Origin of the sequence: Microbacterium meiriae (genome assembly GCF_040702565.1) — a bacterium.
GTDB classification, from domain to species: domain Bacteria; phylum Actinomycetota; class Actinomycetes; order Actinomycetales; family Microbacteriaceae; genus Microbacterium; species Microbacterium meiriae.
On record NZ_JBFBLJ010000002.1, the window covers coordinates 1,050,268 to 1,069,892 of the forward strand.

Annotated in this window: 20 protein-coding genes; 16 read left to right on the forward strand and 4 right to left on the reverse strand. The window is 71.0% G+C overall.

Annotated features, from left to right (window positions below):
• The first annotated feature begins 5 nt into the window (after positions 1-5).
• The 14 genes from AB0310_RS12430 (at position 6) to AB0310_RS12495 (ending at position 14,010) form a co-directional block, all read left to right on the forward strand.
• Positions 6-1,658, forward strand: a complete 1,653-nt coding sequence (locus AB0310_RS12430) for a S8 family peptidase (protein ID WP_313366658.1) — start codon at positions 6-8, stop codon at positions 1,656-1,658.
• Positions 1,659-1,736: 78 nt separating this feature from the next.
• Entirely contained in the window at positions 1,737-2,111 is a 375-nt protein-coding gene (locus tag AB0310_RS12435) for a YbaB/EbfC family nucleoid-associated protein (protein ID WP_259952745.1), read from the forward strand.
• The gene (locus AB0310_RS12440; RefSeq protein WP_187663167.1) at positions 2,111-2,401 is read left to right on the forward strand and encodes a WXG100 family type VII secretion target; all 291 of its coding nucleotides are present in this window, start codon (positions 2,111-2,113) and stop codon (positions 2,399-2,401) included. The genes AB0310_RS12435 and AB0310_RS12440 overlap by 1 nt, the downstream gene beginning before the upstream one ends.
• A 29-nt stretch (positions 2,402-2,430) precedes the next feature.
• The gene (locus tag AB0310_RS12445) at positions 2,431-2,763 is read left to right on the forward strand and encodes a hypothetical protein (protein ID WP_187663168.1); all 333 of its coding nucleotides are present in this window, start codon (positions 2,431-2,433) and stop codon (positions 2,761-2,763) included.
• A complete protein-coding gene (locus AB0310_RS12450; RefSeq protein WP_366237359.1) occupies positions 2,760-3,503 on the forward strand; it encodes a hypothetical protein in 744 nt (247 codons plus the stop codon). The genes AB0310_RS12445 and AB0310_RS12450 overlap by 4 nt, the downstream gene beginning before the upstream one ends.
• A gap of 125 nt (positions 3,504-3,628) precedes the next feature.
• Positions 3,629-4,330, forward strand: a complete 702-nt coding sequence (locus AB0310_RS12455; protein WP_366237360.1) for an alpha/beta hydrolase — start codon at positions 3,629-3,631, stop codon at positions 4,328-4,330.
• Positions 4,327-4,785, forward strand: coding sequence for a hypothetical protein (locus tag AB0310_RS12460; protein ID WP_232089166.1), 459 nt, complete (start codon positions 4,327-4,329; stop codon positions 4,783-4,785). The genes AB0310_RS12455 and AB0310_RS12460 overlap by 4 nt, the downstream gene beginning before the upstream one ends.
• Before the next feature lie 64 nt (positions 4,786-4,849).
• Entirely contained in the window at positions 4,850-6,214 is a 1,365-nt protein-coding gene (locus tag AB0310_RS12465) for a hypothetical protein (protein WP_366237361.1), read from the forward strand.
• The gene (locus tag AB0310_RS12470) at positions 6,211-7,452 is read left to right on the forward strand and encodes an FHA domain-containing protein (protein ID WP_366237362.1); all 1,242 of its coding nucleotides are present in this window, start codon (positions 6,211-6,213) and stop codon (positions 7,450-7,452) included. The genes AB0310_RS12465 and AB0310_RS12470 overlap by 4 nt, the downstream gene beginning before the upstream one ends.
• Complete coding sequence (eccCa, locus tag AB0310_RS12475; protein WP_187663172.1) at positions 7,449-11,426, forward strand: type VII secretion protein EccCa; 3,978 nt, start codon at positions 7,449-7,451, stop codon at positions 11,424-11,426. Before AB0310_RS12470 ends, eccCa begins: the two co-directional genes overlap by 4 nt.
• Positions 11,427-11,445: 19 nt before the next feature.
• Positions 11,446-11,748: an SAV_915 family protein gene (locus AB0310_RS12480; RefSeq protein ID WP_187663173.1), complete on the forward strand. Its 303-nt coding sequence runs from the start codon at positions 11,446-11,448 to the stop codon at positions 11,746-11,748.
• Positions 11,745-12,041, forward strand: coding sequence for a hypothetical protein (locus AB0310_RS12485; RefSeq protein WP_062635420.1), 297 nt, complete (start codon positions 11,745-11,747; stop codon positions 12,039-12,041). Before AB0310_RS12480 ends, AB0310_RS12485 begins: the two co-directional genes overlap by 4 nt.
• Positions 12,041-13,252 (forward strand): hypothetical protein, encoded by a 1,212-nt coding sequence (locus tag AB0310_RS12490; protein WP_187663174.1) that lies wholly within the window; start codon positions 12,041-12,043, stop codon positions 13,250-13,252. Before AB0310_RS12485 ends, AB0310_RS12490 begins: the two co-directional genes overlap by 1 nt.
• Positions 13,249-14,010, forward strand: a complete 762-nt coding sequence (locus AB0310_RS12495; protein ID WP_259952731.1) for a hypothetical protein — start codon at positions 13,249-13,251, stop codon at positions 14,008-14,010. Before AB0310_RS12490 ends, AB0310_RS12495 begins: the two co-directional genes overlap by 4 nt.
• Positions 14,011-14,019: 9 nt before the next feature.
• Here the strand turns inward: AB0310_RS12495 and AB0310_RS12500 are convergent, their stop codons facing one another.
• Complete coding sequence (locus tag AB0310_RS12500; protein WP_101847531.1) at positions 14,020-14,496, reverse strand: recombinase family protein; 477 nt, start codon at positions 14,494-14,496, stop codon at positions 14,020-14,022.
• 53 nt (positions 14,497-14,549) lie between these two features.
• Complete coding sequence (locus tag AB0310_RS12505) at positions 14,550-15,539, reverse strand: malate dehydrogenase (RefSeq protein ID WP_292796904.1); 990 nt, start codon at positions 15,537-15,539, stop codon at positions 14,550-14,552.
• A 51-nt stretch (positions 15,540-15,590) separates the two neighbouring features.
• Between AB0310_RS12505 and ypfJ the strand changes: the two genes are divergently transcribed.
• Together ypfJ and pip are read left to right on the forward strand one after the other, a co-directional pair.
• A complete protein-coding gene (gene ypfJ / locus AB0310_RS12510; protein ID WP_366237363.1) occupies positions 15,591-16,472 on the forward strand; it encodes a KPN_02809 family neutral zinc metallopeptidase in 882 nt (293 codons plus the stop codon).
• Positions 16,473-16,542: 70 nt separating this feature from the next.
• Complete coding sequence (gene pip, locus AB0310_RS12515) at positions 16,543-17,514, forward strand: prolyl aminopeptidase (protein ID WP_366237364.1); 972 nt, start codon at positions 16,543-16,545, stop codon at positions 17,512-17,514.
• A 9-nt stretch (positions 17,515-17,523) separates the two neighbouring features.
• On the opposite strand, the gene AB0310_RS12520 is transcribed toward pip, so the two are convergent.
• Together AB0310_RS12520 and AB0310_RS12525 are read right to left on the reverse strand one after the other, a co-directional pair.
• Positions 17,524-19,287 (reverse strand): aldehyde dehydrogenase family protein, encoded by a 1,764-nt coding sequence (locus AB0310_RS12520; RefSeq protein WP_366237365.1) that lies wholly within the window; start codon positions 19,285-19,287, stop codon positions 17,524-17,526.
• 67 nt (positions 19,288-19,354) lie between these two features.
• Entirely contained in the window at positions 19,355-19,618 is a 264-nt protein-coding gene (locus tag AB0310_RS12525; protein ID WP_071327714.1) for a glutaredoxin family protein, read from the reverse strand.
• Positions 19,619-19,625: the final 7 nt, after the last annotated feature.

Consider the following 19,625-nt stretch of genomic DNA (forward strand, 5'->3'; position numbering starts at 1 on the left):
TGGGGATGAGTGGACGCAGTGAGCTGACCCGTCGGCGCGCCGTGTCCGGGATGCGGCGGGCGGCGGCAGCGTCCCTTGCTACGGCGTTGACCGCGCTTTCGCTTGCGGGCTGCGCGTCGAGCGGCGCGACGGTGCTCACGGTGACCTCCGTGACCGGCGGCGGAGAGCAGACTCTGACGTTGCAGCCGGACCAGATCACCTGCGACTCGACCAGTGCGCACGGGCTTGCGATCTCGAAACCCGGTGACGATGTGAGTGTCACGGCCGATGATGCCCAGCGGTACCCCGCGAAGCTGACCGGATCGATCGCCTGCGACGGCCCTGTCCCCCAGCCGCATACCGAGCCTCGGGCCTCCGGTGAGGCGGCGGCATCGGATGAGTCCGAGGGCGGGCTGTGGTACTTCAACCGGGGCGAGGTGCAGGCCGCACAGGACGCCGGCCTCGACGGTTCCGGAGTGACGATCGCCGTGATCGACACCCAGGTGAATCCGGATGCTCCCGGTCTGCGGGGCGCTGACCTCCAGGTGCGGGAGGAGTCGTTCTGTTTCGACGAGTCGGGAAAGCGGTATGACGCGATCTCCTCGGACTATGTCGCGGCGAATCACGGCACGAACGTCGCCTCGATGATCCTGGGCACGGGAGAGGCGGTCGGCGGCACCCCCATCAAGGGTGTGGCGCCGGGCGCGACGGTGCTCTATTACAACTCGATGATCACCACCAGCGCGCCGGAGGGGAACGACGTCGAGTCCACCTGCCTGCAGGAGAACGGCGAGCTGATCAATGACGATCTGAGCGATGAAGGAATGCGCCGCCCCTCCGGCCTGGCAAAGGCGATCTCGGCGGCGGTGGACGACGGTGCGGATATCATCTCGGTTTCGCTGGGCGGGCTGGTCGACGCCGCGGATTCGGTGGCGAAGGCTCATGCGGCCGGAGTCGTGGTGTTGGGTTCGCTGCCGAATGTGGGCGGGGTCGGTGACTGGCCTTCGAGCTACAACGGTGTCGTCGCCGTGCAGGCGTTCGGCCCCGATGGCAAGATCCAGTACTCGACGTACGATCCGGTGCTCGCCGAGCCCTCGCCGAATCTGAGTGAGGACGTGAAGGTGGCGTCTCCGGGGCTGGAGATCATCGCGCAGGGCACCGCGGACTCGTGGGACGCGCAGCAACTGCGTTCGGGGACCTCATTGGCGACGCCGATCGCGGCCGGCTTCCTGGCGGTCGTGAAGCAGAAGTACCCGGAGGCGACGTCCAATCAGCTCATCCAGAGCATGATCCACAACACCGGGACGAAGGGCGAGCACGAACCGAAGTGGAACAACAGCGGCGGGTACGGGGCGATATCGCTCTCCGGCATGCTGGCTGTCGATCCGACGAAGTACCCGGATGTGAACCCGCTCTGGGACGCCGACGATGAGAACGCTGTTCCCCAGCAGGCCAACGTGGACGAGGAAGCCGCGCTGCTCGCCGCGAGCGCTTCTCCGCAGCCGACGAGTGAGGCGGGATCCGGCTCGGGTACCGCCGGGACAGATCTCGCGCCGCTGCTGATCGGCGGTGGGGCGGTGCTCGCCATGCTCGTCATCGGCGGGGTGGTCCTCGCCGTGGTGCTGACCAGCTCGTCACGACGACAGACCGCCGCGCAAGGGGGAAAGCATGAGCAGTAAGCGCAATCGGTCACTCGACTCGTTGTGACCGAACGGAGGGGGAAGAAGATGCCGGAGGGAAATGACGTTCTCGCGTCTATGGAGGCGTTGAACGCGAAGATCGATGCGCAGATCGCGCGTTCGCGTGTGCTCGCGGAAGAAGCGGCGCGGGTGTCTGCCGAGGCGACGCAGACCACGGCGACGGTCACGTCGTCGGACGGTCGGGTCACGGTGGTGGCGCAGCCGACCGGGGCGATCGCCGAGGTACGGCTGTCGAGCGCCGTCGACGATGCGATCGCGCTCGGCGCGACGATCACCGACACGATCGCTGCGGCTCAGCGCGCGGCGGCCGACGCCGTGGTCGAGTCCCTGGCGCAGACGCTCGGTGCGGATTCCGGGCTGGTCGACGCTGTCCGGCGGGACGTCCAGGTCGCGTTTCCGGCCCCGGGCGACGACACCCTCGGGTACCGCTGATGGCGACGATCGAGGTCAACCCGTCCCGCCTGGCCGCGGCTGCGCGCTCCATCGGCGATGCGTCCGCGAACATCGACGCGGCCCTGGAGCAGCTCGTCGGGATCGCCGGCGTGCTGCGGGATTCGTGGTCGGGGGAGGCCCAGTCCGCGTTCGACTCCGCGCACGGGCGCTTCGACCTGTCGATGCGGGAGCGCAGCGCCCTCGTCGAGGCCATCGCGACCACCCTGGACGATCTCGCGACGTCGTACTCCGAGACGGACCTGGCCGGCCAGCGCGCACTCGGGGGGTAACTGAACATGACGATGTCGGGAGGATGGAAATGACCACGGGAGCGGCGAACCAGCAGATCGTCGTCGACGCGGATCTGCTGCAGGCTCATGTGCGGGCGCTCTCGGATGCCGCGGACATCCTGCGCGGCGCCGCGGCGAACGCGGCCGGCGGCGTGGGCGGAGAGGCGTTCGGGGCCCTGTGCACCCCCCTGCTCGGCCCGGCGGTGTCGGCACTCGCAGAGGCATCCCGGTCGACGCTCGCGACGGCGAGCGCGCTCTCGGCACTGACGTCTGCGGCTCTCGCAGCCACTGTCGGACAGTTCCGCGAGGTGGAGGAGACCGCCGTGACGACGTTCCGCGCGATCGAAGGACAGGCCCTGTGACCGCGGTCGCCGCGATCAGCGGCCAGGTGCGATCCGGGTCCTGGGCAGCGGGCGCTGCGGGCTACACGTCGGCGCAGGCCGATTGTGCGAGCATCCCCGGCATCGCCGGTCTGCTGATCCAGTACATCCAGCCCCTCCGCGAGTGGTTCGACGATCTGCTCGGCGACCCGGGCACCGTCGGCGCCTTCGCGGCGCGCTGGGAGGACGCGGAGCGCGCGCTCGGGAGGACGCACGCGATGCTCAGCGACGCTGATCGTCGGCTGGTCGACCTGGACGGCCGCACGGTCAGGGCGTTGCGCGAGCGCTTCTCCGATGTGCTCTCCGTGAGCGAGGACGGCGTGCAGTGGACGGGCGCGACTGCGAGCGCCGTGCGTGCGGTCTCGCACATCATCGAGTCCACCCGCGTGCTGATCTGCGACTTCCTCGGCCGTCTCAGCCGATTCGCCGAGGACCTCTTCGGATGGTCGGTGAACCCGCTGTCGAAGCTCAAGGACCTCGAGCGGTTCGCGAACTCCGCCGCGGAGTTCGTCACGGTCGGCGGCGCGCTCGTGAAGAACCTCATCAGCGCCGTCGTCTCACTCGCGGAGCTGCTGTACAAGCTCGTCCAGCTGGTCGGCGACGCGCTGCAGCGGCTCCGCGGAGTGATCGCCGACATGATGCCCGTGCTCGGGGGCTGTTCGGCGGCCCGCTCGGAGTGCTCGGCGGCAATGTGCTGGACGACTTCCTCGACACGGATGTGAACGTGCGGGAGATCGACCCGGATGACCTGAGCGGGAGGGCGCTCCTCGCGTGGATCGAGGCGCACGAAGTCACCAACCTGCGCTCCCTCTCGGATCTCGTCGCGGTGAACACGACGACGGACGCCATGGGCGGTCAGGACGCGACGGTCATCGACATCAAGCAGGTGCGGGCGGCGGACGGTTCGACCCACTGGGTGGTGTCGCTGCCCTCGACGCAGCCGTGGGAGTTCGACGGGCCGCACGGTGCGATGAACGACCGCGACAGCAACCTGGCTCTCATGATGGACAACCCGGTCTTCCGTGGACAGTATGAGCGCGCGGTCCTGCAGGCGATGAAGGAAGCGGGGATTCCCGCCGGCGCTGATGTCGTCCTGACCGGTTTCAGCCAGGGAGGCATCATGGCGGCCAACCTCGCTGCCGACCCGACCTTCCCTTACAAGCCGCTCGCGGTGGTGACGAACGGTTCACCCGTCGACAACTTCGCGGTGCCGCCGCACGTCCCCGTCTATGCGTTCCAACACGCATCGGACGTCGTGCCGATGACCGATGGAAGCGCGGTGGCGGTGCCCGGACTACCCGGGCTGGCCCCCATCGACGTCCCGCACACGCCGATCACGGTTCTGCCGCCTAACATGCATCAGATCACGCTCCCCGACCCGCCAGGAAAGCACCTTTTCGATGCGCACGACAATGATGCGTACGCGGAATCCGTCGCCGCGTGGGAACGACACTATCGGTCTGAGAACGATCGCGAAGACCCCTGGGATCTCGCCGGACTCGGGGGGCAGGTCATCGACCACCAGGTGTATTCGGGGGTGGAGCATTGAGGCGTCATCGCGCTCTTGCTGCCGCCGCGCTTCTCGCAGGGGCGGTCTCTTCCCTTACCGGTTGCTCGCTCGTAGCTGGCGATCTGGCGGACGACGAGGTCGAGGAGATCCCCGCGGCGCTGTTGGCCTCCGATGTCGGAGTCACCGAGGCGTTTGCAGAGAAGGCGACGAGCGGTCTCTCCTTCGAGCTGTCGGTCGGCGTCTATCTCGATGATGCGGAGTTCACCGAGTCGGACCTCGCGTCGGTTCTTCAGATCATCATCGATGAGAACGATCTGCCGACCGATGACATCGAGCTTGCGGTCCGTGACGTCGACGGTGCGGCCATCGACCTCGAATCGATGATGGAGCGGCTGGTCCCGGGAGTCGTCGACACGTCTGTGTATGGGCACGTCACGCTCACGACCGACGGCGCACGCGAGATCATCGACGCCGTCGGAGCGGGGGCATCGTGATCCCCCGAAGTGCCTGCGGCGGCGCCGCGCGGCGAGAGCCTCGCGCAGTGGATAGGGTGCAGGTGTGTCAGTCGAGATCGTAGAGCGGCGTCGGATCGTCCTCCAGAGCGAAGATCGTCGCATCGACCTCTCCCTGCCGCTCGACGAGACGCTGGAGGACGCCCTCATCCTGAGCGGGATCCCCGACGCGGACCGGTTCGTCACGATCGGCCCCGGGGGATACGAGATCCCCGGCGACACCGAGTGCGAAGACCTCGTCGACGGTGGCCTCTATGCGTTGATCGACCGCACGGCTCTGGCTCCGCAGGCGCGCCCGGCGGAGAAGGCGACGGGCCAGACGCGCGCCGACCACGGCGCACGGTGGTGGCTGCTGGCCGTGAGCGGGATGCTGCTCGTCGCGGTCTTCGCCCAGGGCGCCGTCGATCCGCTGATCCGGCTTCTCGTCGCCCTCCTCGTCGCGGCCGGTGCGATCGGTGGCGCTGTCGCGTGGGCGCGACGAGACTCCGCGGCGGGAGTGCGCGGCATCCTCGGGGTGCTCGCGCCGGTGCTGCTGTCGTTCGCGGCCGGCGTTCTCCTCATCCCGGCCGGGCTGGAGGACGCGTCGCACCTGTCGACCGCCACCGGGTTCCTCGCGGCGGGTGTCACCACCGCGATCATCGCCGTCACGGCCAGGGCTCGCCCGATGCGCGCCGCGGCCGGGACGGCGACGGTGCTGCTCGTGGGCCTCGCCGCCGTCTGGGGCCTGGCCCTGCTCCTGCGGTGGGGGGAGGCGGAGGCCGCCGCCGTCTCGCTCGGCCTCGTTCCGCTGGGCCTGCGTGCCCTCCCGAGCAGCCTCGTCAACCTGCCCGAAGGCTACTTCATCGACTACAAGCACTTCATGACCAGCCGGTGGACCGTGCGCGGAGCCATCCCCGAGTCGGTCGGGCTGCTGCGTCCGGAGCGCATCACCGCCGTGGTCGACGATTCCTCCGCGCGCCTCATCGCGGGCACCGCCGTGCTGAGCATCGTGGCCGCGGCGATGGCTCCTGTCGCGTTCCTGCGGCCCTGGCCCGATGACGCGTTCGTGGTATCCGGCGGGATCGCTCTCCTCTGCTGCCTCGCGCTCGCCCTGCTGCTCACGCCGCGGCACACCACCTCGCGCCTCCTCCGGTGGTTCCCCCGTGCCGCGGCTGCCGTGGTCTGCCTCGTCGCCGGCATCCAGGTCGCGGCGGCCCTCGGGAGCGGCTTCCACCTGCTCGGAGCGGCCCTGCTGTTCCTCGTCGGGTTGGCGGCGGTGGCCGTCGTCATCCCGGTGTCCAAGGGCGCGAAGTCGCTGGTGTGGTCGCGGGTCGGAGACGCGTTCGAGTGGCTCGCCGTCGCGCTCGCCCTACCGTCGGCCCTGCTCTACGCGAATGCGCTCTCCCTGGTTCGTGGAATGATGGCCGGATGAGCGGGAACGGCCCATCACAGTCCTGGCCGAGCGGGGGTCCGATCCCGCCGATGGCGCCCGGCGGAGACCGTCCAGGGGAGATCCCCGCGCTGCCGCCCGCACTGATCGCGGCGCCGCCGGGCGTCGACGGCACGCCGCTCCGCCAGACGCCCGCGCCGCCCACGCCGATCGCCTCGTCGCGACGTGCCGTCCCGCGACCCGCCGAGGGACTCGGCCCCGCCTTCCGTGGAGCACCCGCCGGCACGATCCAGCGGATCGCCGCCTTCACCCTCGACGCGGCCGCCGTGTTCCTCGCGTCCGCCGTCGTCCTCGTGCTGACCCAGAGCGTGCTGCTCGCGGGCCTCACCGTCTTCGAGCTCGCCCTGTTCCTCTGGGTGCTGGAGGCGCGGACCGGCCTCACCCTCGGCAACGCCGTGCTGCGCCTGCGCAGTGCCCGCGCCGACCGGCCGTGGTCCCCGGGGATCGGGCGCCAGTTCGTCCGCGGCATCATCACCGGCGCCGGCTTCCTCGTGGCTGTCGGCAGCTGGGTCGTCGTCGCCTCCAGCGCTTCGGATCGCGGCGGCAGACGGCAGTCCTGGGCCGACCGCGTGGCCGGCACCGTCGTCGTCGCCGTGCCCGCCAAGGCGGCCGTCGAGGCTCCGCCGACTCCTGCCGCGGTGGAGGCCGCTCCGCTCGCTCCGCCGCAGGTCGTGCCGCTGGTGGCGTCGCCGTCCGTCGTGGACGAGGACTCCCAGCCCACCGACGCCCGCGCGGCCTCCCGCCGCACCGAGACCCCGGAACCGGCGGCACCCGGATCGGACCGGCCGCTCTTCACCGTCGCCCCGGCGCCCGGGTCGCAGGCGGGTGCCGAGGCCCCGGCCCCTGCCCCCGAGACCGGGGCGCTGCTGCTCATCTTCGACACGGGTCAGCGGGTGCAGCTCGCCCTCCCCGTGGCCGCGAACCTCGGGCGCGGCCCCGTCGCCAGCGCCCATGACGATCGCCTCATCGTCGTCACCGACCCCGACGCGTCGGTCTCGAAGACCCATCTGCGCATCGAGCACTCCCGCGGCCGCACCTGGGTCACCGACTTCGGTTCCACGAACGGCTCCGACGTCCGCAGCGACGACGGCCAGACGACCGAGCTGGTCGCGGGCGAGCGCGTGCTCCTCGACGACGCCGACCGTGTCCGCATGGGCAACCGCAGCTTCACCATCAGCCTTCTGCTGGGCACCGACAGCAGCGCCGGAGAGAGAGCATGACAGGACCCCGTCTCGCCCCGCCCCGTGTCCCCTCCGGGAGGCTCCCGGTCCAGGCCCCGCCGGAGCTGCAGCCGAACGACGGCGGCATCGGGATCCTCGGGTCGCTGCTGCCCATGCTCGGCAGCGTCGGCGCGATCGTCATGGTCACCATGTCGAACCAGTCCGTCACGGGTCTGCTCACCGGCGGCATGTTCCTGCTGTCCTCGCTCGGCTTCGTCGCCGTCAACGGCTGGCGGCAGCGCTCCCAACGGCAGGCGGCCACGCTCGGTGCCCGCCGCGAGTATCTGGCGTACCTGACCGAGTTGCGGCAGACCGTCCGCGTCGCCGCCCGACAGCAGCGCCGCTCCGCGAACTGGCACCTGCCCGCCCCGTCGACCCTGCCGTACCTCGCGGAGGAGCGCACCCGCGTCTGGGAGCGCGGCGTCAACGACCCCGACTTCCTGTCGGTCCGCGTGGGCGTCACCGATCAGCCGCTGTGCGTCACGCTCGAAGCCCCGGAGCTCCCGCCACTGGCGCAGCTCGACCCCGTCGCCGCCTCGGCCGCGCACCGCTTCATGCTGACGCACGAGGTCCAGAAGAACCTCCCGCTCGGCGTCACCCTCCGCGACTACGCCCGCATCGAGATCACCGGCGACGAGGACGAGACCCGCGCGCTGGCGAGAGCCATGCTGCTGCATGCGGCCACCATGCACGACCCCGACGTGCTGCAGATCGTCATCGCCGCGGATACCGGCGTGCTCCCGCAGTGGGAGTGGGCGAAGTGGCTGCCGCACACGCATTCGCGCACCGTGCGGGACGGCCTCGGCGCCGCCCGCATGATCGGCTCGCAGCTGTCCGAGCTCGAGGACATGCTGCCGCCCGAGGTGCGGGAGCGCTCGCGCTTCGCCCGCGACGGCTCCGGACCGAAGACGCCGCACATCGTCATCGTCACGGACGGCGCCACGACATCGTTCAACGACGCCCTCGTCACCGGCGACGGCGTGCAGGGCGTGACCGTGATCGACCTCCCCGCCCGCTGGGGCGACCTCGACGACCCCAACGCCCTGCGCATCGCTTTCGAGACCGGCGGTGCCAGCACACGCGCCGAGCTCGTCAGCCTGCAGGTGCCCGCACGGCCGTTCGAGGCCGATGCGATCACCATCGTCGAGGCGGAGGCGACCGCCCGTCGGCTCATCGCCCTGTACTCGGGCGGCACCGCGATCGCCAGCAAGAAGAGCGCGACCGGCCAGGCCGAGCTCGTCGAGCTCCTCGGCCTGCCCGACGTGCGCGACCTCGACCTCGACGCCGCGTGGGCACCGCGCCTGGAGCGCGACCGCCTCCGCGTGCCGATCGGCCAGACCGAGGACGGCAGCCCGCTCATCCTCGACATCAAGGAATCGGCGCAGCAGGGTATGGGCCCGCACGGCCTCATCATCGGCGCCACCGGCTCCGGGAAGTCGGAGGTGCTCCGCACGCTGGTGCTGGCCCTCGCGATGACCCATTCGCCGGAGCAGCTCAACTTCGTGCTCGTCGACTTCAAGGGTGGTGCGACGTTCGCCGGTATGGCCGACATGCCGCACGTCTCGGCGATCATCACGAACCTCGGTGAGGAGATCTCCCTCGTCGACCGCATGCAGGACGCGCTCCAGGGCGAGATGGTGCGCCGACAGGAGCTGCTGCGGGCCACCGGCCCGTTCGCCAACGTGGCCGACTACGAGAAGGCGCGTCGCGGCGGACGCACCGATCTGGCGCCGCTGCCTGCCCTGCTCATCGTCGCCGACGAGTTCTCCGAGCTCCTGTCGGCGAAGCCGGAGTTCGTCGACACCTTCGTCAACATCGGCCGCCTCGGCCGCTCGCTGCAGGTCCACCTGCTGCTGTCCTCCCAGCGACTCGAAGAGGGAAAGCTGCGCGGCCTCGACACGCACCTCTCGTACCGCATCGGTCTTCGGACGTTCTCGGCGGCCGAGTCCCGCACGGTCCTCGGCGTGCCGGACGCCTATCACCTGCCCACCCAGCCGGGCGCCGGCATCCTGAAGTCCGACACCGAGACGATGACGCAGTTCCGTGCCGCGTACGTATCGGGCCCGCCGCCGCGTCGTCGCCGGAGGGCGTCGTCCGGCGGCTCCGGCCAGAGCACCGGCTCGACGGCGGTCGAGCTGTTCACCGCCGCGCCGGTGTGGCGGGCGGAGGCACCCGTGGACGAGCCGGAGGTCATGGTCGACGCCGAACCGGAGGAGAAGCGCAACACCTTCGAGATCGCGGTCGAGTCCATGAAGGGACGCGGCCCCGCGGCCCACCAGGTGTGGCTGCCGCCGCTGGTGACGCCGGCCACCCTCGACCAGCTCTTCGGCGACCTCGTCGAGGACCCGTCGCTCGGGCTCGTCTCCCCGCGCTGGCGGGGTGCGGGGGCGCTCACGGTCCCGCTCGGCATCGTCGACGTGCCGCTGGAGCAGCGCCGCGAGAACCTCGCGGTCTCCCTCGGCGGCGCGGCCGGCCACATGGCGATCGTCGGCGCGCCGCTGAGCGGCAAGAGCACGCTCGCGCGGACGACGGTCGCCGCGCTGGCGCTCACCCACACGCCCCAGGAGGTGCAGTTCTTCGTCATCGACTTCGGCGGCGGCAGCTTCACCGGCCTGCAGGACTTCACGCACATCAGCGGCGTCGCGACCCGCTCCGAGCCGGACGTGGTCCGCCGTACGGTCGCCGAGGTCACCAGCCTGCTGAACGCCCGCGAGGTGTACTTCCGGCAGAACGGCATCGACTCGATCGACGCGTACCGCCAGCGCCGTGCGCAGGGTCTCACCGACGACGGCTATGGCGACATCTTCCTCATCGTCGACGGCTGGGGCACGCTGCGCGCCGAGTTCGAGATGCTGGAGCCGCAGATCCAGGCGATCGCCGCGCGGGGTCTCACCTACGGCGTCCACGTCGTGATCACGGCGGCGCGTTGGATGGAGATCCGGGCGAACATCAAGGACCTCATCGGCACCCGCATCGAGCTGCGCCTGGGCGACCCGACCGACTCCGAGGTCAACCGCAAGGCGGCGGAGAACGTCACGGCCATCCCCGGCCGCGGCCTCAACGACCGCGGCCTGCAGATGCTCACGGCGCTGCCCCGCGTCGACGGGGTGGACGACGCGTCGAGCCTCGCCGACGGGATCGACGACCTCGTGGCACGGGTCGCGGCGGCGTGGCACGGACCGGCAGGGCCCAAGCTGCGGCTGCTGCCCTCGCGCATCAGCCATGCCGATCTGCGCGCCGTGGCGGCCGCGCAGTCGCCGGACGGCACGGAGCCCCGCGAACTCCTGCTGGGCATCGATGAGGCGAACCTCGCCCCGTTCTCGATCGATCCGGTCGCCGAGCCGCTGCTGTACCTGTACGGCGACGCGGACTCCGGCAAGTCGTCGATGCTCCGCGGCGTCGTGCACGAGATCACGCGCCTGTACGGGCCGACCGAGGCGAAGATCTTCGTCGTCGACTACCGTCGTGCCCTCCTGGGCGAGATCCCGCAGGAGTACCTCGGCGCCTACCTCACGTCGCACGAGATGACGGAGGGCGGGATGAACGAGCTCGCCCAGTTCTTCCGCAGCCGCATCCCGGGACCCGACGTCACGCCCGACCAGCTCCGCAGCCGATCGTGGTGGAAGGGCGCGGAAGGGTTCGTCCTCATCGACGACTACGACCTCGTGGCGACCTCGCAGGGCAACCCGGTCGCGGTGCTCGCACCGCTGCTCGCGCAGGCGGCCGATCTCGGCCTTCACGTGATCCTCACCCGCCGCACCGGCGGGGCGAGCCGCGCCGCGTACGATCCCATCATCCAGCGCATGACCGACCTGGGTGCGACCGGCATCCTGCTCTCCGGCAGCCCCGAGGAGGGCCAGCTCATCGGCAAGGTGAAGGCGGTTCCCGCGATTCCCGGCCGTGCGCAGATCGTCAGCCGCGATCGGGGCCTCGTCTCCGCGCAGCTGCTGTGGGTGCCGCCGAGCTACGAGTGACAACCGAGGAGAGACCGAGATGACCTTCGAACCGACGCCGGCCGCAGCGCCGATGGTCCCACCCGTGCTGTACCTGCCCCTGAGCGTGACGTCGACGCCGGAGGAGCAGCTCGTCGAGATCCGGGAGCTGAAGGACGGGCGGCGTGCGCTGCTCGCCTACACCGCCCTGGACCGGCTGCTGGAGCTCGCCGGCGAGCGGCAGCCCTGGGTCCTGGTGCGCACCGAGGACCTCGGTCAGATCAAGGAGGCGCAGCCCTACGACGTCGTCATCTTCGACCTCGACGTGCCCGCGTCCTACCGCCGGAACGGAGCCATCGCATGAGCCGCATCGCGATGGACCCGGAGGTGATGGCCGTCCATGCGGACATGCACGAGGAGGCGGTCGAGCTCATCGAGACGAAGCTCTCCGGCATTCCGACGGCCGTCGACGGCGGACTCGCCTCCGACACGGTCGCCGCCATCATGCAGCGGGTGGGGGAGGGCGTCGACGCCCTGTACCGGATCAACGGCACCCTGGGAGAGATCGTCCGCGCCATCGCCGACGACGCGGAGACGAACGAACAGGACGTGATCGACCAGCTCGACCCGGTCGCGGCCATCGTCGAGGACCTCTGATGACGATCGACACGACCACATACGGCGACGCCGACCAGGTACAGGCGGCCGCGGACTGGCTCGACCCCGACCTGAAGGACGCCGCAGACGTGTCCTCCAACGTCACGACCTTCATCCCGACCGGCGTGCGCGGGCACTGGTTCGGCGAGTCGGCGGACGACTACGTCACGATCCTCTCGCGCACGACGGACGCCGCGAAGGAGATCAAGGACCTCGCTCGTGACGCCGCCGAGAAGCTCCGGTCGTACGCCGGGCAGCTGCGGCGCATGAAGGAGGACTTCGCGACGCACCGCGACAATGCGCGGGCGGCGGGGCTTCCGGTGAACGGCATGATCATCGGCCGGCCGGTGTCCCTGATCCCGGTGTGCCCCACGTCGAGGGACGACCCCTACTGGGACGAGTGGCAGGAGCACCTCGACCGCATCGAGCTGTACAACGAGATCGCGGCCGACGTCGGCTCCTGGTGGGGCGAGCTCGAGGTCTGGATCAGCGAGAACCTCGACGGCTTCCTCGGGACCATGCCGAGCCAGTCCACGGCGGACAGGATCCTGTCCGGTCTGCGAGAGGCGAGCGGCGAGGTCCCGAAGATCTACCTCGAGGGCCAGGGCCTGGCGTGGGCGGAGACGGCGGCCGAGCTCACCTCCCACGCGGAGGATCTGCGTCTCGGAGCATCGGACTTCGTTCGCGAGCTGCGCTCCGGCAATCCCGCCGTCAAGGCCGCTGCCGAGGCCGCCAACCCCACCGGCATGCGGTGGGCTGCGGACGAGGCCGAGGATCTGGCCCGCGGACTCTCTCGCGCGAGTCGGGCGGTGCCGTTCATCGGCTGGGGCGTCGACGCCTGGAATCTGGGCTCGGCGATGTCGTCGGGCGACGACCCCTCGTCCACCGCGGTGGAGATCATCGGCGGCGCGGCGGGTGGCGCGGCTGCGGCTGCCGGTGTCGCCGCGCTCGCGGCGGCCGGTGTCGTCACGCTCCCGGTCTGGGGCACGGCGGTGGTCGTCGGCGGGGCCGCGGTGGCGGTCGGCGCCGGTGCGGTGTGGGCTTACGAGAACTGGGTCCCGCAAGACGTCCGGGAGTCGATCGACGCCGGCATGGCGGATGCGTGGGACGCCACGACGGACTTCGCGGAGGACGCCTGGGAGAACACGACCGACTTCGTGGGCGACGCCGGGCACAACATCGGCAAGGCGTGGAAGGGACTGTTCGGGTGACAGGTCAGCAGCAGTCGACCTCTCCGGAGACGATCTGGGTACCCGGTCATCCGGGGTGGGACGGGCAGCAGCGCGCGACCACGGCGCTCACGGTGTTCGGCGTCGTGTTCGCCATCGTGGTCCTGCTGTTCAGCCTGATCCTGTTCGCCGATCCGGCTCCGGCGATGAAGGCACTGGGGATCGGTGTGCTCGCGGCCGTCGCCGTCGGCGTCTGGCTGATGGTGGCCCACGCCCGCGTCTCACGGGTCCGAGTCGTCCGGCCGGTCGTCGACGGTCCGGCGATCGCGTTCGGCGGGGCCGCGGGGATCGTCTGGCCGCTGCGCGCCCTCGCGCCGGTGGGGGCCCTGCTCCTCGCGGCGTGGGCATGGAGCATCTTCACGGTGCCCGCGGACCGACTGCCGCTCCTCACCCTGCTCCTCCTCCCGGTGGTCGCGCTGATCATGACGATCGCCGGCATCCGGTCGTGGTTCCGGGCTCCCTCCGCCCATCGCCTGACGCTGCGCCCCGACGGGCTGCAGCTCCGGATCCCGCGCAACAACGTGGCCGTGGCATGGGAGGAGGTCGTCAGCGCCGGCGTGGAAGGCAACCGCGTGGTACTGCGGACGTCGACCGCTCAGCAGTCCTCGTGGGCGGCGGCCGATCTCGCCAGCGACCCGGTGCTCCTGGCCGAACTCGTCACCTTCTACGCGAACCGTCCCGACGTCCGTGCCGAGATCGGCGCGGGCACGCTCGCCCGTCTGCGGTCCGGGGACTTCTAGCGGCGCCTCTCAGCGCGCGCCGGCGGCGTCGGCGAGATGACGCGCCTCGTGGCCGAGGACCTTCACGATGATCCCGTGTCGCCGGAGCTCGGCGACCGTGCGGGCGCCCTCCTCGGCGTCGAGCCCCAGGGCCCGGATGTTCGCCACCACGACCACGTCTCCGGTCCGGAGCGTCGAGATGAGCCGCGCGAGGCGGTCGTTCCAGCTCTCCAGGATGTCCGGCGCCGGGTGACGGAAGCCCTCGATGGGCACGCCGAAACGGGTGAGGTCGGCGCGCTGCTCGACGACCGACGGCATGCCCTCACGAGCGACGACGAGGCCGACCAGGCGGGAGCCCGCGGGACGCGCGGTCCAGAAGTTGCGGTTCTGCTGCAGCTCCGTGAAGCACTTCGGGCACTTTGCTGCGTCGTGCGGGAGGTGGAGCGGGCTCGTCAGCGCATCGTCGAGAGACGGCGTCGTGCCCGCCGGGTCCATCGTGTCGCTCATCCCGCACCTCCGCCCTCTATTCTGCCCTGCCGGGGCGTCCCGCGGCGACCGGATCAGAGCAGTCCGAGGGCACGGACCGCCTCCCGCTCCTCCACGAGCTCCGCGACCGAGGCGTCGATGCGCGTGCGGGCCCAGTCGTCGATCTCCAGGCCCTCCACGATGCGCCACTCGCCGTCGACGGACTGCACGGGGAACGAGGAGACGAGACCCTCCGGAACGCCGTACTCTCCGCGCGAGACGACGGCGGCGGAGGTCCAGTCCTCGGTCCCGCGGACCCAGTCGCGCACATGGTCGATCGTCGCGCTCGCGGCGGAGGCGACGGAGGACGACCCGCGGACCTCGATGATCTCGGCGCCGCGCTTGGCGACCCGGGGGATGAACGTCTGCTCCAGCCACGCCGGGACGTCGCCGACGATCCGCTCCAGGGCGTCCTGCACGGGCTTCCCGCCGACGGTCGCGTGCGACACGTCGGGGAACTGCGTGGCCGAGTGGTTGCCCCAGATCGGTACCCGCCGCACCGTGTGCACGGGGGCGCCGAGCGTCTGGGCGAGCTGGGCCCGTGCCCGGTTCTCGTCCAGCCGCGTGAGTGCGGTGAATCGGTCGGCGGGCACGCCGTCGGCCGCCGCCGAGGCGATCAGGGCGTTCGTGTTCGCGGGGTTGCCCACCACGGTCACGCGGACCCCGGGATCGGCGTTCGCGGCGATGGCGGCGCCCTGGGGCCCGAAGATGCCGCCGTTCGCGGCCAGCAGGTCACCGCGTTCCATGCCCGGACCGCGGGGGCGCGCGCCCACGAGCAGCGCGAGGTCGCAGCCGTCGAAGCCGACCGCGGGGTCGTCGGTCACCTCCACGTGCTCGAGCAGATCGAACGCGCCGTCCTGCAGCTCCAGAGCGGCGCCCTCCGCAGCGCCGAGTCCCTGCGGGATCTCCAGCAGCCGCAGCCGCACCTTCTCATCCGGACCGAGCATGTCGCCGGCGGCGATGCGGAAGAGGAGCGCGTAGCCGATCTGTCCGCCCGCGCCGGTGATGGTGATCGTGGTGGCCATGCCACGAGCCTACGTCCGTCAGGGTGTCGGCGCGCGGAGTACCCTCGACGCATGACGTTCAATCCCGACGCCGACCTCTCCCGCAACACCACGCGCCGCCGCGGACGCACGGCGGCGATCGCGGGCGGTTCCGGCGTCGGCGTGCTCGCCCTCCTCGCCCTCATCGCCGGCCCCCTGCTGGGCATCGACCTGAGTGGACTCATCGGTGGCGCGCCCGGGGGCGGGAGCGAACCCGCCGGTGGTTCGGCCATCGAGAACTGCGACACCGGTGCCGACGCGAACGCGAACGCCGAGTGCCGGCTCGCAGGCGCTCAGCTCGCACTGGACGCGTTCTGGGGGGACAACGTCGAGGGCTACCGGGCTCCGCAGAACATCGTCGTCGACGGCGCGACGTCCACGCAGTGCGGAACGGCCTCCAATGCCGTGGGGCCCTTCTACTGCCCGCCGGAGGAGACCGTCTACATCGATCCCACCTTCTTCCAGCTCATGCAGGAGCAGTTCGGGGCCTCGGCCGGAAACCTCGCGCAGCTCTACATCATCGGGCACGAGTGGGGGCACCACATCCAGAACATCACCGGGACGATGGACCAGTACCCGAACAACGGCACCGGTCCCGGCAGCAACGGCGTGCGCATGGAGCTGCAGGCCGACTGCTACGCCGGCGGCTGGCTCGGCCGCATGACCGAGCAGACCGACGCCGACGGCGATCCCTACCTGGAGAAGCCGACGGAGACGCAGATCGAGGACGCCCTGAACGCGGCGGCCGCGGTCGGAGACGACCACATCCAGGAGCAGTCCGGGCAGGTGAACCCGGAGACCTGGACCCACGGCTCCAGCGAGCAGCGTCAGCGCTGGTTCGCGGAGGGATACCAGAACGGGCTCGATGCGTGCGGGCAGGTGTTCACCCTCCCCGCCGATCAGCTCGACCCGTAGGCCCGGTGATCCCGCCGTTGTCAGATAACGTGGACTCGGCAGGACCGCACGACCGGTTGGGGGACCGAACATGACGAACACCGAAGGGCTCTATCCGCCCATCGAGCCGTACGAGACCGGAGTGCTGCTCGTCGGCGACGGGCACCGCGTGGCCTGGGAGATCAGCGGCAACCCCGAGGGCAAGCCCGTCGTGTTCCTCCACGGAGGTCCGGGCAGCGGGACGTCGCCGTGGCAGCGGCAGTTCTTCGACCCCGAGGCCTACCGGATCGTCCTGCTCGATCAGCGCGGATGCGGTCGGAGCACGCCGTCCGCCGCGGAGCCCGATGCCGATCTCCGGCACATCACCACCGCGCACCTCATCGCCGACCTCGAGCTCCTGCGCAAGAACCTCGGCATCGAGAGCTGGCAGGTGTTCGGCGGGTCCTGGGGGAGCGCCCTCGCGCTGGCCTACGCTCAGGCCCACCCGGATGTCGTCTCCGAGCTGATCCTGCGCGGCATCTTCACCCTGCGTCGCGCCGAGCTCGAATGGTTCTACGAGGGCGGGGCGGCGGCGCTGTTCCCCGACCTGTGGGAGGACTTCATCGCGCCGATCCCGGTCCTGGAGCGCTCGCGGATGATCGAGGCGTATCACCGGCGGCTGTTCGATCCGGACCCGGCGGTCCACGAACCGGCGGCCCTCGCGTGGGCGGCCTGGGAGGCGGCGACCGTCACCCTGCGCCCCGACCCGGAGCAGATCGCGGCGATGGCCGATCCCCGCCGGGCCGTCGCCTTCGCGCGCATCGAGAACCACTTCTTCGTGCACCGCGGCTGGTGGGCCGAGGGACAGCTGCTCGTGGGGATCGACGCCATCCGGCACATCCCGACCGTGATCGTGCAGGGCCGCCACGACGTGGTGACGCCGATGATGACGGCGTGGGACCTGCACCGGGCTTGGCCGGAAGCCGACTTCCAGGTGGTCGACGACGCGGGCCATTCCGCCGCCGAACCCGGCATCCGCGCGGCTCTCCGCGCCGCGACCGATCGGTTCCGGCCCGAGGCCTGACGCGTCCCCTCAGGCGCGGAGCGCGCGCATCAGGGTCTTCACGAGGCCGACGGCGCCGCCGTCCGCGCGATGGCGGGTGAGGCCCTCGCTCACGGCCGCGCCGGTGCGGGAGGAGACGAACCACGGCGGCTTCGGGAGGATGGTCAGGCGTCCGCCGCCGTTGGCCACGGGCAGCGATCGCGGGAACGGTCGGAAGGGGCCGCGCAGCACGGAGCGCTCCACCCGATCCAGCAGCAGGGCATTGTGGACGACGCCGATGCCGCTGCCGACGTCGTCGATCGTGCCGCCGGGGAAAGCGCCCCAGGTGAGGGTCGGCGTGATGAACCCGAAGGCGGTCCACCCGTTGATCGAGATCGAGCCGTAGTGCAGGGCGGTGAGCGCCCGCTCGAACCCGCTGCCGAGCGCCTTCTCGGTGGCCGGGTCGATGAGCAGGTTCGCGCCGAGCGTGCCCTGCAGCTTCTCGTTCGCGTGGGCGACCGCGGCGTCGAGGAACTCCTGGCCGGTGCCCGGCAGGCTCACCACGCCGAGGACCGGGGCGAAGTACTCCGTGCTCTCCAGGGCGGCGGGGTCCTCATCGCCGTCGATCTCGACGAGGAGCCGGTCCCCGAGCACGAGCGCGTCCGGGTAGTCGTCCGTGGCGGCCTGCATGCGGGAGGGGGCGCCGGGGTACCAGATGGGGCGCTCCGGAGCGGTGGCGTAGGCGTGGCGCAGCGCGGCGCGGAAGTCATCGGCCTGGTCCCAGTCGGCGGAGAGGATGACGACCTGCCCCGCGATGCAGTTGTGGCCGCTGTTCTGCAGCCGCATGGTCGCGATGTGCTCGGCCTGATACGCGAGGTCGGCGGCCGTCCACTTCCCGGGCACGACGATGATGGGGGAGACCCCGCCGAGCTCGGCGGTGATGGGCTTCTTCAGCAGCGGGCGGTTCTCGCGGCGGCGGCGCTTCGTCGCCGCCGCGCCCTCACCGGAGGACGGCCCCCAGACGATGGTGTCGAACGTTGCCGCCGAGCCGGTGATGTGCACGTGCGCGAGGCCCGGGTGCTGGGTGAGATACGCGCCGGCCGCCGGGCCCCCGCGCACGATCCGCAGCAGTCCGGGCTCGATGAGCGGGGCGAGCGCGCGCTTGTAGACGGGGACCAGGGCGTCCTGCGTGGGGTTCACCTTCAGCAGGGCGGTGCGGTTGTGGGCGAGCAGTTCGTACAGCACGTCCAGCACGGGGATGGAGGTCACGTTCCCGGCGCCGAGCACGAGGCCCACGCCGCCGGACACCGTCGGCGTGCGCTGGGCCAGACCCGCACCCGCCCTGGCGGCGTTCGGCGTGGTCCCCGGCTCGAGCCAGACCTCGCCGGTGAATCCGGACAGCAGGAACCGGTCGATGCCGGTGAGAGGGAAGGCATGCACGCGTGCCCGGCCACCGGGCGCCCGGTCGACCCGGATGCCGTCCAGTGGATTGGCCCCGTTCGCGATCCGGGTCAGCGTGGCGATCGAGGCGTCGAGCGCCCCGAGGACGCTGTACGGACCGCTCAGCCACTCCTCGCCGCGGAGCGGATGCCGCGCGTCCAGGCCCTTGGAGGCGGCGGCGGTCGTCGCCCAGTCCTCGGCCGTCGCGGCGACGCTCGTGCGGACCTGCCGGAGCAGCGTCGCGCGCTGCGCCACGGTGAGCGCGGTCCACACCGACGTCCCGGTCTGCAGGTCGGCGACGGCGGCGTCGAGCCGCTCCGCCTCGCCTTCCCCGAGAGCGGGAACGGCAGGCGCTGTCGTGGGCGCAGAAGTCATCGGCGTCTCCTTCGAACGGGCTTTCAGCTTAGGCGTCCGCGCGGAGATCCGCCGAGTGGCGAGACGATCAGATGAGCGAGAGCTCGCGCAGCTTCGACTCCACGTCGGCGTTCGACGGCTCGACGTGGTGCGAGGCGTCGGGGTAGACGACGACGGGGATGTTCGTGCGGCCGGAGATGTCCTTCGCGATGTCGGCGGCGTCGGGGTCGGCGACCAGGTCGACGTAGGTGTACGCGACGCCGAGCTCGTCGAGCTGCTTCTTCGTGCGGATGCAGTCGCGGCACCAGTCGGCGCCGAACATCGTGATGGTGTCGGAGGCGGGGTTGGTCATGCCTCCA

Coding starts and splice junctions, on each gene's coding strand:
- AB0310_RS12430 (WP_313366658.1), top strand. CDS start 6: ATGAGTGGACGCAGTGAGCTGACCCGTCGGCGCGCCGTGTCCGGGATG.
- AB0310_RS12435 (WP_259952745.1), top strand. CDS start 1,737: ATGGAGGCGTTGAACGCGAAGATCGATGCGCAGATCGCGCGTTCGCGT.
- AB0310_RS12440 (WP_187663167.1), top strand. CDS start 2,111: ATGGCGACGATCGAGGTCAACCCGTCCCGCCTGGCCGCGGCTGCGCGC.
- AB0310_RS12445 (WP_187663168.1), top strand. CDS start 2,431: ATGACCACGGGAGCGGCGAACCAGCAGATCGTCGTCGACGCGGATCTG.
- AB0310_RS12455 (WP_366237360.1), top strand. CDS start 3,629: ATGGGCGGTCAGGACGCGACGGTCATCGACATCAAGCAGGTGCGGGCG.
- AB0310_RS12470 (WP_366237362.1), top strand. CDS start 6,211: ATGAGCGGGAACGGCCCATCACAGTCCTGGCCGAGCGGGGGTCCGATC.
- eccCa (WP_187663172.1), top strand. CDS start 7,449: ATGACAGGACCCCGTCTCGCCCCGCCCCGTGTCCCCTCCGGGAGGCTC.
- AB0310_RS12480 (WP_187663173.1), top strand. CDS start 11,446: ATGACCTTCGAACCGACGCCGGCCGCAGCGCCGATGGTCCCACCCGTG.
- AB0310_RS12485 (WP_062635420.1), top strand. CDS start 11,745: ATGAGCCGCATCGCGATGGACCCGGAGGTGATGGCCGTCCATGCGGAC.
- AB0310_RS12490 (WP_187663174.1), top strand. CDS start 12,041: ATGACGATCGACACGACCACATACGGCGACGCCGACCAGGTACAGGCG.
- AB0310_RS12500 (WP_101847531.1), bottom strand. CDS start 14,496: ATGAGCGACACGATGGACCCGGCGGGCACGACGCCGTCTCTCGACGAT.
- AB0310_RS12505 (WP_292796904.1), bottom strand. CDS start 15,539: ATGGCCACCACGATCACCATCACCGGCGCGGGCGGACAGATCGGCTAC.
- ypfJ (WP_366237363.1), top strand. CDS start 15,591: ATGACGTTCAATCCCGACGCCGACCTCTCCCGCAACACCACGCGCCGC.
- pip (WP_366237364.1), top strand. CDS start 16,543: ATGACGAACACCGAAGGGCTCTATCCGCCCATCGAGCCGTACGAGACC.
- AB0310_RS12520 (WP_366237365.1), bottom strand. CDS start 19,287: ATGACTTCTGCGCCCACGACAGCGCCTGCCGTTCCCGCTCTCGGGGAA.
- AB0310_RS12525 (WP_071327714.1), bottom strand. CDS start 19,618: ATGACCAACCCCGCCTCCGACACCATCACGATGTTCGGCGCCGACTGG.